The organism is Thalassospira sp. HJ, assembly GCF_000948415.1.
Lineage (GTDB): Bacteria > Pseudomonadota > Alphaproteobacteria > Rhodospirillales > Thalassospiraceae > Thalassospira.
On the sequence record NZ_JYII01000021.1, the window covers coordinates 125,523 to 139,126 of the forward strand.

Consider the following 13,604-nt stretch of genomic DNA (forward strand, 5'->3'; position numbering starts at 1 on the left):
TACCGCGCCTTTCAGGGGGACAGGGATCGACCGGTCAGGAACCGGTCGGCTTTTTCGCATCGTCATGATCATGGGCGTGGCTGTGCCCGTGATCATGGCTGTGGCCATGGCTATGACCGTGATGATGATGTCCGTGGCCATGATGGTGGTGGTGACCGTGGTCATGGCTGTGCCCATCGGTGCCAATGCCCATCACATGGTGGTGGTGGCCAACCTGCGGGGTGCCGACATCGCCTTCATAGCCAATGATCTGCTCGCGGTATTTGCACAGCTGGCAGTTCATGTTGTTATCGCCGGTATCGATCTCGGCCAGGCGCTCGGCAAAGCTTTCAAGCACCATCGGGTGGTCCTTGAGATAGCCCGCCTTGATGAATTCAACATCGCCAAATTCGGCCGCAACTTCATCCGTATGGGTATAGATGCGGTCGATCAGGATGCCGGCAAACAGGAAATACGGGAAGACGACAACGCGCTTGTAACCAAGCTTCATCGCTTCGCGCAGGCCCGCATTGACGCGCGGATGGGCAACGCCGGAATAGCTGATTTCGGTCCGGCCAAAGCCCATGCCTTCCTGCAGCATGCGCGCGACTTTATAGACGTTGGAATTGGCGTCCGGATCGTTGGTGCCGCGCCCGACCACCATCAAAAGCGTGTCCTTGCGCTCGATGCTGTCATCAGCGTCGACAAGTGCTTCTTCGATGCGCTCTTTTGCTGCCATCAGAAGTTTGGGATCAATGGCAAGATCGCGGCCAAACAGAACTTCGATATCCGGGTTCTCATGGGCGAAATTGTTCACTTCGCTCGGCAGGTCGTTTTTAACGTGACCGGCGGCAAACAGCATGCCCGGCAGGGCATAAATCTTTTTGTGACCCATGGCTTTGAGCTTTTCAAAGCCGTCACGCAGGATCGGGTGGGCAAATTCGAGAAAGCCGCTTTCGACATCGTAGTCGGCCAGGTGGGTTTGTTTCATCGTTTCAACCATGGCGTTGAACTGTGAAACTGCGCGTTCGTCGCGCGAACCGTGACCGCAAATCATTACTGCGCCTTTGGGGGACATAAAAGGCTGCTCCTTTGTCTCTCTCTGATGGTGTTCTTCGCACGACATTTTTGCCATGCGGTACCCGATGCCACCCCCGTTTTCACCGATTGGCTTGCGGAATGCAAGCGGCAGGTACGCCAAGATGATGCGCAAGGGGCATGGGCGATGAAAATACTACTTGTTGTGGGCTGCTATTGGCTTGGTATCGAAGATGTTGTGGGGTGGTGATCGGACTTTCTGTTCTGTTGGCTGTACTGCGAGGGGTTCCCGTGGGGTTCCAGACGATGGTTGATTGCCTTACGTGGTTCAGGGCAGGCAGGATTTATCAAGACAATGTATGATAAAATAAAATTTTGTATGAAACGTTTCTAGCAAACCGAAAACCTGATGGCAAATTCCGTGATTCCATCGGGACTTACCCCATTCCCATCGTCATTGGGATTGACGCCTTGTCGATCACCGCGCACATTGCCGCCATGGACCCAAACTTCACTGATTTTCTGATCCCGGAGCCCGCGTTTTTCGGGCCACTTTTCACAATGCTGGTGCTGGCACTGGTGTTGGATGCGGTGTTTGGTGATTTCCCATGGCTGTTTTCGCGGATCGGGCATCCGGTTGTCTGGTTTGGCAATCTGATTGCCTGGTTTGAAAAACGCCTGAACCGGCCAGATCGCAGCAATGCCGACCGGTTGCTGCGTGGTACCATTACAAGCCTCGCGGTCATTGCCTTTGCTGCCGCATTCGGCGGGTTGGTGCAGTTTATCTCCGCATTTGGCGAAGTCTTCATGGTGTTTGAGGTGCTCCTGGTCGCGGTTCTGATCGCGCAAAAGGGCCTTTATCAGCATGTCAAAGCCGTCGCGGTCGCACTTAAGAAAGATGGCATCGCCGGTGGCCGCAAGGCGGTTTCAATGATTGTCGGGCGCAATCCCGATACGCTGGATGAGGCCGGGGTTAGCCGGGCAGCCATTGAAAGCTGTGCGGAAAACTTTTCGGACGGCGTGGTGGCACCTCTGTTCTGGTATGTGGTGGGCGGACCGATTGGCATTTGTGCCTATAAGGCGATCAACACGCTTGATTCGATGATTGGTCACCGCAATGACCGCTATCTTTACTTCGGGCGTTTTGCCGCGCGCCTTGATGATGTGGTGAACTTTGTCCCCGCACGGATTGCGGGCGGTGTGATTTGTCTTGCAGCGTGGATCGGTGGCAAAATCAGTGGCAAAGCGGCCTGCCAGACTATGCTGCGTGATGCCAAAAAACACAAATCCCCGAATGCCGGTTGGCAGGAAGCCGCCTTTGCAGGCGCCCTTGAAATAGCCCTTGCCGGTCCCCGGCAATATGGCAGCGAAGTGGTTGATGACCCCTATATCGGCGATGGTCGCCGTGATCTGACAGCGATTGATATCGACCGTGCATTGCGGCTTTTCACAACCTCCTGTCTGATCAATGGCGCCTGGCCGATTGTGCTTAAAGTAATCTGGATCGGGTTATGAGTATCGGGCAGCGCGCCAGGGAGATTCCGCACGGCTGCGAATTTCTCTACGGTATCCTGCAAAATCCGGTCAATCGCCTGATCCTTGATCGGTTTTCTGTGCTCGGGATTGACGACTGGTGGCTCACGGCGGGATGTCTTGCCCAGACAATTTGGAACATTCAGGCCAATCGTGCCCCGGAATCTGATATTGCCGATTATGATCTTTTTTATTTCGATCCCGATACGGAATGGCAAGCCGAAGATCGCGTGATTGCCCAAGGCGCTGAATTGTTTGCAGATATCGCGGTTTCGGTGGAAATCCGCAATCAGGCCCGTGTGCCGATCTGGTATCCGGAAAAGTTCGGTGTGCCTTATGGTGCCGTGCGTGCGGCCAGCGACGGTATTGACCGCTTTGCCTATCAGACAAGTGCGATTGGCGTGCGCAAGGATACGGGCAATAACGGCATTGATGCCTATCGCATCTATGCGCCGTTTGGCCTTTCGGCCGTGATGCAAGGTCGGGTTGTTCCCAACACCGTTCTGCCGGCCAAAACGGTTTATGAGGCCAAAGTGGATCGTTGGCAGAAAATCTGGCCGGATCTGATCATCCAACCTTGGCCGGACGAAAGGGATTCAGGGTCGGACGCTTAATCCTTGCCCTTGTTCATCCGAGCAATGGTCGATGTGGTCGAAAAGCCATCTTCAAGATTGGCCAGAACCACCTTGCCGCCATAGGCCTGAACGATCTCAGCACCGACAACCTTGTCGATGGTGTAATCCGCACCCTTGACCAGAATGTCAGGCTTGATCGCCGAGATCAACTCAATTGGCGTGTCCTCGCCAAAGATCACGACACCACTGACGGTTTCAAGCGACCCCAGAACGGCGGCACGTGCGGCCTCCGACTGAACCGGGCGGGCTTCGCCCTTGAGACGTTTGACCGATGCATCGGAATTCAGCCCGACAATCAGGCGATCACAATTTGCCCGCGCCTGTTTCAGCAGGCTGAGATGGCCGGGATGCAACAGATCAAAGCAGCCATTGGTGAAGCCCACGGTATAACCCTTGCGCCGCCAGCGCTCTGCGCGATCGACCATGCGATCAAGCGGCATCAGTTTGGCTTCGCCAATCATCAGATCATGATGATGCAGGGTGGAAATCAGCTCGTCCGGATAGACAACCGCAGTGCCGATTTTGCCAACCACGATCCCAGCGGCAACATTGGCAATGCGCGCTGCATCGGCAAGGCTTGATCCGGCGGCAACCGCTGATGCAAGGCAGGCCACGACCGTGTCGCCGGCACCCGAAACGTCAAAGACTTCGCGGGCTTCGGTCGGCAGGTGAAGCGCCTCGCCATCCTTGGTGACAAGCGTCATGCCATCCTGACTACGTGTAAGCAGGACGTTCTCGATGCCGCATTCGGTAATGATTTTGGTCGCGGCTGCAACCGCATCTTCATCGCTAATGACGGCAATGCCGGTTGCTGCTTCGGCTTCTGCGCGGTTGGGCGTTACAACTGTCGCTCCGCGATAGATGCTGTAATCATTGCCTTTGGGGTCGACGATAACCGGCTTTCCGGCCGCGCGGGCAGCTTCAATTGCTGCTGCTACAACATCGGCATGCAAGACGCCCTTGCCATAATCTGAGAGAACAATCGCCGCGACATCCGGAGCCAACTGACCAGCCAGGGTCGAGATATTGCTGATGGTGGCAGGGGCAATGTCGTTTGTGGTTTCATTATCAGATCGCAACAATTGCTGTCCGCCAGCAATATAGCGGGTTTTGATCGTGGTTGGACGGTTGCGTTCGGTCTGTATATAGGGCTCAACGCCCTTGTCGCCTGCGACATATTCCATGACTTCGCGACCGGGCAGATCATCTCCCACCAGCGACAGGAACTGAACCGATGCGCCAAGGGCCGTTGCATTACGCGTGACGTTCCCTGCCCCGCCCAGCATCGCACTTTCGCGTTCCACCCGAATGACGGGAATGGGTGCTTCGGGCGAGATCCGTGTGACCGACCCATAGACAAACCGATCCAGCATGACATCGCCAATGCAAAGGACTTTGGCATCGGTCAGTTGTTCAACCTGTTGGGCCAGATGGCTAAGATCGGTCATGGTCGCAATTCTTTGTTCTGTCAGAGTATTCAGGCGGTTTTGATCGTTCGCCGGTTATTTCTTCGTCAGGCCAAGCGTGTGTTCAAGCGCACCGACCAGCATCTGGCCAATCTGGATATGCATTTCCTGGATGCGGGCGGTGGTGTTGCTCGGAACAATCAACAGCGGGTCACACAGATCCACCATGTCGCCACCGGTCTTGCCGGTCCAGCCAGTTGCAATCAGGCCCATTTCCTTGGCCTTGGCCAGACCGAGATTGACGTTCTTGCTGTTGCCCGACGTCGAAATGCCAATTGCGACATCGTCCGGGTTGCCAAGGGCTTCAATCTGGCGCGAAAACAGGTGATCAAACCCGAAATCATTGCCGATCGCGGTCAGGGCGGAGCTATCGGTGGTCAGCGCAATCGCCGGCAGTGCACGACGATCATTGATGTAGCGAACCGTAAACTCGGTGGCGATATGCTGGGCGTCGGCAGCAGATCCGCCATTGCCAAAGAACAGCAGTTTGTTGCCATCATTCAGCGCATCGGTGCAAATCTCGACCAGTTCGATAAAGGCATCGCGCGTGGCTTCGCGGGTCTTGTTGACCAGATCAAGATGCTCGTCAAACTCGGCGTCGAAAAAGGCTTTGATATCCATGGGTAATTCAGGTCCTGCTCGCTAAGTCGTCTCAGCCGTGTTTTGCAATCAGATCGCGGAAATATTCGATGGTTGATCCAAGGCCCGCTTCAAGTTTCACGGTCGGTTCCCAACCATCAAGGGTATTGCGCGCAAATGTAATGTCGGGTTTGCGCTGCAACGGGTCATCTGCCGGAAGATCCTTGAAGATCAGCTTGGATTTGGCACCGGTCATTTCGATGACGCGTTCGGCCAGTTCACGAATGGTAATTTCATGCGGGTTGCCAAGGTTCATCGGGCCGGTAACAGTTTTGTCTGTTGCCATCAGCCTTACAAACCCCTCGATCAGATCGGTATAGAAGCAGAAGGATCGGGTCTGCTGACCATCGCCATAAATGGTGATGTCTTCGCCATGCAGTGCCTGAATAATAAAGTTCGAAACCACACGGCCGTCCTGCGGATGCATGCGCGGGCCATAGGTGTTGAAGATACGGGCAACCTTGATATCAAGGTCATGCTGGCGGTGGTAATCAAAGAACAGCGTTTCTGCACAGCGCTTGCCTTCATCGTAGCAGGCCCGCGGGCCGATCGGATTGACGTTGCCGCGGTAATCTTCAGTCTGCGGATGGACTTCCGGATCGCCATAAACTTCGCTGGTCGAGGCCTGGAAAATCTTGGCACCAACACGTTTGGCAAGGCCCAGCATGTTGATCGCGCCATGCACGCTGGTCTTTGTCGTCTGGACCGGGTCGTGCTGATAATGGATCGGTGATGCCGGGCACGCGAGGTTATAAATCTCGTCCACTTCCAGATAGAGCGGGAAGGTCACATCGTGACGCATCAGCTCGAAATGCGGTTTGTCGAGCAGATGGACAATGTTGTCCTTGGTGCCGGTAAAGAAATTATCTACGCACAGAACGTCATTGCCTTCTTCAAGCAGGCGTTCACACAAATGAGAACCAAGAAAACCTGCACCACCCGTAACCAGAATCCGCTTGCGTCGCCACATATCGTCTTTAACCTTATCGCTCTGATATCAAAACGGCCTGAAACTAGCAGCTTGGTTGGTGGAAAGCTACGACTTATCGTTTCGTCGACATGTCTGAAATTGCCCGATATTCCCGTTTGGTTTCAACTTGTATGAATGCTAAATACATAACCTGTTAATGGACGGGCGCTATCGTGGTTTGGGCAGATTAGCGGCTGTGATTCCGTCAAAACAATCTTCTGGTTATTGCATTCATGTCTGAGAGCTCACTTCCATCGCCCGAAGCCTTCCTCGTTGACTATGTGCGACGCCTTGAGCGGCGCAAGGACGGCGTTGGTGCAATCCATGTGCATTTTTCCAAATTGTTGCCCTTCAACCGCCGTGATCATCACATCCGGACAGCCATTACTGCGTTTGAGGAAATCGTCCCTGAAGTCACCGGACGCATTTTCACCCTGTCCAACCAGGATCTGATTTTCATCTTTGATGCGGCAGAGATGGACGAGGTCAATGCCGTCATCTTCCGGCTGAAATTCCTGTTTAATGACGATCCGCTGATCAGTGATGGCAAGGATGAAAGCGGCGCGCCTGCCACCTTCACCGACTATTACGATGTCGGGCAGCAATATAAGGAATTCCTGCATCTGACCCAGATGCTGGTCCGGGCCAATGCCAATCGCCCGAAAATCATCAGCAAGGCGGCCGAACGTCACAATGACCATCCGGAACTGAGCGATGATCGTGCACCGCTGACTCCGAAAATCCTCGGGCGAATTGATGAGTCGCTTCGCCGTGCTGATCTATCGAACCTGATGCGGCGTCAGGCGATCTGTGCCGTGGTCGGTGATGCCCATCCGACGCCGGTCTTCCATGAATTGTTTATTTCTATCAAGGATTTGCAGGATACCCTGCTGCCTGATGTCAATGTGCTGTCAAACCGCTGGCTGTTTCAGCACCTGACCGAAATTCTTGATCGCCGGATGCTTTCGCTTCTGACGCGGTCAAATGACGCGTCGGTAACGGGTTCAGTCAGTATCAATCTAAATGTTTCGACCCTGCTGTCACCCGATTTCCTGACGTTCGATAGTAACGTCAAGGCTGGTCAGCGCGGCACGATCGTGCTTGAACTGCAAAAGATCGATATCTTTGCCGATCTCGGCGCGTTCTTCTTTGCCCGTGATTTCTGCCGTGATCGCGGCTATCGCATCTGTATTGATGGCATCAGCCACCTGTCCCTGCCCTATATCAACCGCAACAAACTTGGCGTTGATATGATCAAGATGCTGTGGGATCCGGAAATGGAAAACATGGATGACGAACATCGTGAAACGATGCGTGCGGCCGTGGCTGAATCTGGTGATACCCGCGTGATCCTGTGCCGCTGCGATGATGAACGTGCGATCAAGTTCGGTCATTCGATCAACATCACCATGTTCCAGGGCCGCCATGTCGAGCAGCTTATGAACGAGCGGACAAAAAAATAGCGCCGGAAATCCGGCGCTATCGATGTTCGATCAATAAAAACGGACGATCAGGCCTCATCCTTGCCATCGATCCCGGCTTTCTCAAAAGTCGCCATGCCGGTGTGGCATTCCGCCGCCGCACGCAAAAGCGGAATGGCAAGTGCGGCCCCCGATCCTTCGCCAAGGCGCATGCCGAAATTGATCAGCGCTTCCTTGCCGAGCTTTTCAATCAGCCTTGCGTGGCCGGGTTCTGCCGACACATGCCCGACCAGACAGTGATCAAGGGCATCCGGGCGCATCGCGGCCAGAACAGCCGCCGCTGCACAGGAAACATACCCATCAAGCAACACCGGAACCCGTGAAAAACGTGCGGCAATGATCGCACCGGCCATGGCGGCAATTTCACGCCCCCCGACACAGCGTAAAACATCAAGCCCGTCATGCATCTGGTTTCTATGCAGGATGATGGCATCACCCACCACGCGCGTTTTACGGCTTAGGGTCGTGTCATCAATCCCGGTACCGCGCCCGGTCCAGTCCGCGGCATCCCCGCCATAAAGCGCATGCGAAATCGCCGCGGCCGAGGTGGTGTTGCCGATACCCATTTCACCCGGCACAAACAGATCCAGCCCCTTTTCAATCGCGCTCATGCCAAAGGCCATCGCCTCGGCACAGCCTTCATCATCCATCGCGGGTTCATTTGCAAAATCGTTGGTCGGAATTTCAAGTGCGACTTCCATGACACGCAGTTCCGCATCGACCGATTTGCAAATCTGGTTGATCGCAGCCCCGCCATTGATGAAGTTTTCGACCATCTGCTGGTTCACACTGGCCGGGAAGGCCGAAACGCCTTGCGCTACGACACCGTGACTGCCAGCAAAAACCGTGACGCGTGGGCGCGACATACGCGGACGTGAGGTGGCCTGCCAACCCGCGAGCCACAGGCTGAAATCCTCAAGCCGTCCAAGCGACCCGGCAGGCTTGGTCAATGTCGGTTCGCGTTCAAGAACGGCGGCTTGCGCTTCCGGGTCGACATCGGGAAGTTCGGCAAGAAGGGCGCGAATTTCCTCAAGATTTTGCGGCGGGTGTTTCGGATTGAACATGTGGGTCTCCGGCTGGCGGCATCGGTGCTTGATGTGTTCCGCTTGGCTTCCGCGATGGTAAGGATTAGGCTCGGAAACCAATTTATTAAAGCGGTTCAGGAAGTCAGCCCAAACTAGGCCCGGGCGCAACAGATTGCCAGTTTGAAAATCGGAAATTTATGGTGTCCAAAGATCATAACCAAAACGAAACAAATATGCAAAGCGCAGATTCATCGGGCCAATCCACCCACGACACCGCGGAAAATGCACCAATTCCGGCTTCGCCGATCTCCGATTTCTGGCGTGCTTTGGCGTTGCTAAGCCGCGTCCCGGTACGGGGGATTGATGATTTTCGAGCCGAGCTGATCGCAAGATCGGTCTGGTCGTGGCCGCTGGTCGGGCTTTTGTTGGCCGGGTTTGCCATGCTGCCCGCCATGCTGGTCTATTACCTGACAGCCAGCACCCTGATTTTTGCGATTGTAGCTTTGGCCGGTATGGTTTTGTTGACCGGCTCGATGCATGAAGATGGCATGGCTGATTGCGCCGATGGATTTGGTGGTGGTTTTGAATGCGCGCGAAAACTTGAAATCATGCGTGATAGCCATATTGGCACCTATGGCGTTGTCGCCCTGATCCTGTGTTTTGGCCTGCGTTTTATCTTGCTGTCTGCAGCTGGTGATGCCGGGCAGGCAGCCATTCTGTTTCTGGTCATGGCAATCGTATCGCGCGCCGCCGTGCCGGTTGTGATGCATATCTTGCCGCCGGCACGCGCCGATGGTTTGGGCAAGGGAGCTGGCACGCCAAGTCTGATGATGGTGGGTCTTGGCGTTGGCCTTGCCGTGATCCTTGCGCTTGTTTTGTCGGGGGTCTTGGTGACGCTGGCCATTCTGCTTGGCGGGATTCTGGCGGTCACGCTTGTCGCGGGCGTTGCGAAATGGCAGATCGGTGGTCAGACGGGCGATGTCCTGGGGGCGACCCAGATTATGACCGAGCTGTTTGTCGGCATCGCCTTTATCGCCATCCTTTGATCAGCCAGCACAACAATTAATAGGAAAGCCGTGAGCACTTTGAAAACAACCCGCTGGTGGCTGGTGCGCCATGCCCCGGTCGAAAATCCCAAACGGCTAGTCTATGGCCAAAGTGATATGCCAGCCGACCTTTCCGATCAAAAGGCGCTTGAGGCTGTAGCGCGCCAACTGCCAGCTGACGCAGCTTGGGTAACAAGCCATTTGTCGCGCACACATGCTACCGCGCGCGGTCTTCAGGGTTTCATGAGTACGGACATACCGCCAAAGGCAGAAAACGGCTTTGCCGAGCAACATTTTGGTGATTGGGAGCTGCAGAACTGGAACGATTTGCCCAGGGGCGAAACAACCCGGTTCTGGACGGACTTTGCCCGTCAACAACCGCCAAATGGTGAAAGCTTTGCCGATGTTGTTGCCCGTGTCGGCCCTGTCTTTGGTCGTCTCAGTGCGGATTGGGCCGGACGCGATATTGTGGCCGTCGTTCATGGCGGCACAGTGCGGGCGATGCTGGCCAACGCGTTGGGCTTGTCACTTGAAACCGCACTGGCGTTTCATATCGACACCCTTGGCCTGACGACACTTGAATATATCGACGGGGTCGAAGAACCGGGCTGGCGTGTGACCGGGGTCAATCAGCGCTTCTGATCGGGAATTTTGGTCAGGCTGAAGCCAGTTCGATGTCGGACGCCATGTCATCAAGCGCATGTTCCGCCAGATAACGGTCGACCATATCCGGGCTCAGATCATATTTTTCGCAGATGTCGAAAACATCGCGCAGATAGGCCTGATAATAGGGTACCGGACGGCTGCGCGATTTGCCGCGCAGCTTGGCAACATTGGGAAAATCACCAGCAAAGGATGCATTTTCAATCACCTGAATAACGGTGTCATCAATGATTGCGGCCGGCATCCCGCAATAGGTCTTGCCACAGGCCGACAACATTTTGCTCGCGGTCGGAACCGAAATGCCCGGCTGGGAAAGAAGTTCGTTCAACTCTTCCTGACCAAAATCCGAAATCGACATCAGGGTCACAAGGGTCGGCATATCGCGGACAAGCAGCGACAATGCGTTCACCCGAATGCCACGTTCATGGGACCAGATGATCGTTGCGATCACGCCTTTTGCCGCATCCTCGGCAAAGATTTCACGCACATCGCGCCGTGCCAGCGTAATCTCGCCCTCGGTCGCGTATTGTTCGAGAAATTCCTGAAAGGATTGATCCGGGCTGTTCAGACGGCCAAGCAACCCAAGCCACATGTCCTTGCGAGACGACGTGGTCCAGGTTGGCGCGTTCAACTGTCGGATTTTGGAGAGATGAGAACGAATAGCCATTGGTCTTGAAAAATCCAGATTACCCCAAGTAGTTTCGGCCAAGCGTATTCCTCGACCAGCCGGGGGGATGTCTTTAACCCCGGGTTTCACCGGACCGCGGATTTTTCCGTCTCTAGGGACCAAATTCATTCATAAGATCATCCCGGTCTCCCGGATTTGTGCGGATATGCGGAGAGAAATCGCAAAAAGATCTATATCTTTCAAGGTTTTGCGACAAAATAGCCCGTGCAAATCCGGGAGATCCGAAGGACAACTGATCTGAGAGAAAGCCCCTGCGTCAAATCCCTTGACCGGGGATCACCCCGCTCTGCGGGCTTTTCCTAGCTTTTTCTCTCATATCAGTTGCCGGGGGGATCATATGAATGAATTTGGTCCCTACCAGTTCAACAATATGATGTTGGCTGAAATGGTATGACCTCTCAAGAAGACAATTCTTACAAATACTGACCTTCCGATTAGGGTGCGTGCACAACGAAGGGTTAAGTACCCAGAATGACCTTTGGCATTTTTGGCAAACCTGATAGGTTCGGCGCACCGTTCGGTGATGGGAAATCGGTGCAAGGCCGATGCTGCCCCCGCAACTGTATCGGGTTGGGAGATCCGGGTCGGCGCTATGGCGCCAGACCAGCCACCGGGCAACCGGGAAGGCGGATCGCTTTCATGCCCGCAGCCAGGAAACCTGCCGAAGGTATCACTATTCTTTAGATGGTGGCGACGCAATCGGGCCTCGGTGGGAGGCCATGGCGAGGAAGAAACGGGATGACCCAGAATTTACCCCCCTTTGCACCCCCTGGTGGGACGCATCTGATCCTTGGCGGGGCACGATCCGGCAAAAGCCGGTTTGCTGAAAACATCATCAATCAGGCGGGCGGCGGAACCTATATCGCAACAGGGCGGGCCTGGGATGACGAAATGGCCAACCGCATCGATCTTCACAAACAATCGCGCGGCGATCTTTGGCAGACTCTTGAAGAACCGCTTGAGCTTTGTTCGGCCTTGCAGACCTGTAATATCGCGGGCGGCAAGCCGGTTCTGGTCGATTGTCTGACCTTGTGGCTGACCAATCTGATGCTTGAAGACCGCGACATTGATGGCGAAATCACAGCCCTTTGCGATCTGCTGCCAACGCTTGTCGTGCCGGTCCTTTTTGTTTCGAACGAGGTCGGCTTTGGCATCGTGCCGGAAAATGCAATGGCGCGTGCCTTTCGCGATCATGCCGGGCGCCTTCATCAACGCATCGCCGAATTGGCAGACAAGGTCATCCTGGTGGTCGCCGGCATTCCGATGCAGGTCAAATAGTAACATAAAGAATTGATTTTTGAGGATTTCAGAAATGGCACAATTGGGCAAAATCCCGGCAACCGTTATTACCGGTTTTCTGGGCGCTGGCAAAACAACCATGATCCGCAACATGCTGGAAAATGCCGATGGCAAACGCATTGCGCTGATCATTAATGAATTTGGCGATCTCGGTGTCGATCGCGGCATCATCAATGGCTGCGGCATCGAGGGCTGCGAAGAGGATGATGTGGTTGAACTGGCCAATGGCTGTATCTGCTGCACGGTGGCCGATGACTTCCTGCCAACCATCCAGAACCTGATTGATCGCGATACGCCGCCTGACCATATCGTTATCGAAACGTCGGGTCTTGCCCTGCCAAAGCCTTTGGTAAAGGCGTTTAACTGGCCGGAAGTCCGCTCACGCGTGACGGTTGATGGTGTGGTGGCTGTTCTGGATGGCGCAGCACTTCGTGATGGTCTTTTTGCCCATGATCATCATGCGGTCCAGGCCCAGCGCGAAGCCGATGACAACCTTGATCACGAAAGCCCGCTTGAAGAACTGTTCGAAGAGCAGCTTCACTGTGCCGATATGGTGGTTCTGAACAAGACGGATCTTCTGACTGATGCCGAGCGCAGCAAGGTCGAAGCCGATATCCGGGCTGAGCTGAAAAAGCCGTCGGTGAAGATCATCGCGACCGAACATTCGCGGGTGGAGAATGCCATCCTGCTGGGGCTCGGTGCCGCCGCCGAAGACGATCTTGATAGCCGCCCGAGCCACCATGACGATGGTCATGAGCATGATCATGATGATTTCGACAGCTTCGTTGTCTCGCTTGATGCAATCAGCGATCCTGCCAGCCTTGAAAAGCGTCTGATTGATGTTGTCCGCCAGTTTGACGTTTTGCGGATCAAGGGCTTCCTTGATGTGCCGGGCAAACCGATGCGTCATGTGGTTCAGGGGGTTGGTGAACGCTTCCAGCGCTATTTTGATCGCCCGTGGGCGGATGGGGAAACCCGCCGCTCGGAACTGGTGGTGATTGGTCTGCATGGCCTGGACCGTGATGCGATCGCGGCTGCCATCAAGGCTGCCTGATCCTATTTGACCTGATGAAACCTGCCTGAGACCGGCTGTAAAATGCATCCGGTCTGGGCACTTTTTCGACCTAACGACGCAAGGATAC

13 protein-coding genes and 1 riboswitch are annotated in these 13,604 nt (G+C 54.9%); of the genes, 7 read left to right on the forward strand and 6 right to left on the reverse strand.

What is annotated here, in order from left to right; all coding sequences use genetic code 11:
- Positions 1–34: 34 nt before the first annotated feature.
- Positions 35–1,057: a sirohydrochlorin chelatase gene (locus tag UF64_RS18385; protein ID WP_044830267.1), complete on the reverse strand. Its 1,023-nt coding sequence runs from the start codon at positions 1,055–1,057 to the stop codon at positions 35–37.
- Positions 1,058–1,488: 431 nt separating this feature from the next.
- Between UF64_RS18385 and cbiB the strand changes: the two genes are divergently transcribed.
- Complete coding sequence (gene cbiB, locus UF64_RS18390) at positions 1,489–2,532, forward strand: adenosylcobinamide-phosphate synthase CbiB (protein ID WP_200892701.1); 1,044 nt, start codon at positions 1,489–1,491, stop codon at positions 2,530–2,532.
- Entirely contained in the window at positions 2,529–3,164 is a 636-nt protein-coding gene (locus UF64_RS18395; protein WP_044830070.1) for a nucleotidyltransferase family protein, read from the forward strand. Before cbiB ends, UF64_RS18395 begins: the two co-directional genes overlap by 4 nt.
- Here the strand turns inward: UF64_RS18395 and rfaE1 are convergent.
- The 3 genes from rfaE1 to UF64_RS18410 are packed head-to-tail and all read right to left on the reverse strand — an operon-like array spanning position 3,161 to position 6,260.
- Positions 3,161–4,633 carry a D-glycero-beta-D-manno-heptose-7-phosphate kinase gene (gene rfaE1, locus UF64_RS18400; RefSeq protein WP_044830071.1) on the reverse strand — a complete coding sequence of 491 codons (1,473 nt, stop codon included), beginning with the start codon at positions 4,631–4,633 and terminating at the stop codon, positions 3,161–3,163. The genes UF64_RS18395 and rfaE1 overlap by 4 nt on opposite strands.
- Before the next feature lie 54 nt (positions 4,634–4,687).
- On the reverse strand, positions 4,688–5,272 hold the full coding sequence (locus UF64_RS18405; RefSeq protein ID WP_044830072.1) for a D-sedoheptulose 7-phosphate isomerase: 585 nt from the start codon (positions 5,270–5,272) through the stop codon (positions 4,688–4,690).
- A 31-nt stretch (positions 5,273–5,303) separates the two neighbouring features.
- On the reverse strand, positions 5,304–6,260 hold the full coding sequence (locus UF64_RS18410; protein ID WP_044830073.1) for a UDP-glucuronic acid decarboxylase family protein: 957 nt from the start codon (positions 6,258–6,260) through the stop codon (positions 5,304–5,306).
- A gap of 233 nt (positions 6,261–6,493) precedes the next feature.
- On the opposite strand from UF64_RS18410, the gene UF64_RS18415 reads away from it, so the two are divergent.
- On the forward strand, positions 6,494–7,723 hold the full coding sequence (locus UF64_RS18415) for a hypothetical protein (RefSeq protein WP_044830074.1): 1,230 nt from the start codon (positions 6,494–6,496) through the stop codon (positions 7,721–7,723).
- Between the two features lie 47 nt (positions 7,724–7,770).
- Here UF64_RS18415 and cobT read toward each other — a convergent pair whose 3' ends face one another.
- The gene (gene cobT, locus UF64_RS18420) at positions 7,771–8,805 is read right to left on the reverse strand and encodes a nicotinate-nucleotide--dimethylbenzimidazole phosphoribosyltransferase (RefSeq protein ID WP_044830075.1); all 1,035 of its coding nucleotides are present in this window, start codon (positions 8,803–8,805) and stop codon (positions 7,771–7,773) included.
- A 194-nt stretch (positions 8,806–8,999) separates the two neighbouring features.
- On the opposite strand from cobT, the gene cobS reads away from it, so the two are divergent.
- Together cobS and UF64_RS18430 are read left to right on the forward strand one after the other, a co-directional pair.
- Positions 9,000–9,812, forward strand: a complete 813-nt coding sequence (gene cobS / locus UF64_RS18425) for an adenosylcobinamide-GDP ribazoletransferase (protein WP_235285154.1) — start codon at positions 9,000–9,002, stop codon at positions 9,810–9,812.
- Positions 9,813–9,842: 30 nt separating this feature from the next.
- Complete coding sequence (locus UF64_RS18430; protein ID WP_082049895.1) at positions 9,843–10,454, forward strand: histidine phosphatase family protein; 612 nt, start codon at positions 9,843–9,845, stop codon at positions 10,452–10,454.
- A 13-nt stretch (positions 10,455–10,467) separates the two neighbouring features.
- On the opposite strand, the gene UF64_RS18435 is transcribed toward UF64_RS18430, so the two are convergent.
- Entirely contained in the window at positions 10,468–11,142 is a 675-nt protein-coding gene (locus UF64_RS18435; RefSeq protein ID WP_235285155.1) for a hypothetical protein, read from the reverse strand.
- 510 nt (positions 11,143–11,652) lie between these two features.
- Positions 11,653–11,844: riboswitch (cobalamin riboswitch) on the forward strand.
- Between the two features lie 57 nt (positions 11,845–11,901).
- Between UF64_RS18435 and cobU the strand changes: the two genes are divergently transcribed.
- Entirely contained in the window at positions 11,902–12,441 is a 540-nt protein-coding gene (gene cobU, locus UF64_RS18440) for a bifunctional adenosylcobinamide kinase/adenosylcobinamide-phosphate guanylyltransferase (protein ID WP_044830078.1), read from the forward strand.
- Between the two features lie 34 nt (positions 12,442–12,475).
- Positions 12,476–13,516: a cobalamin biosynthesis protein CobW gene (cobW, locus tag UF64_RS18445; protein WP_044830079.1), complete on the forward strand. Its 1,041-nt coding sequence runs from the start codon at positions 12,476–12,478 to the stop codon at positions 13,514–13,516.
- Positions 13,517–13,604 lie beyond the last annotated feature (88 nt).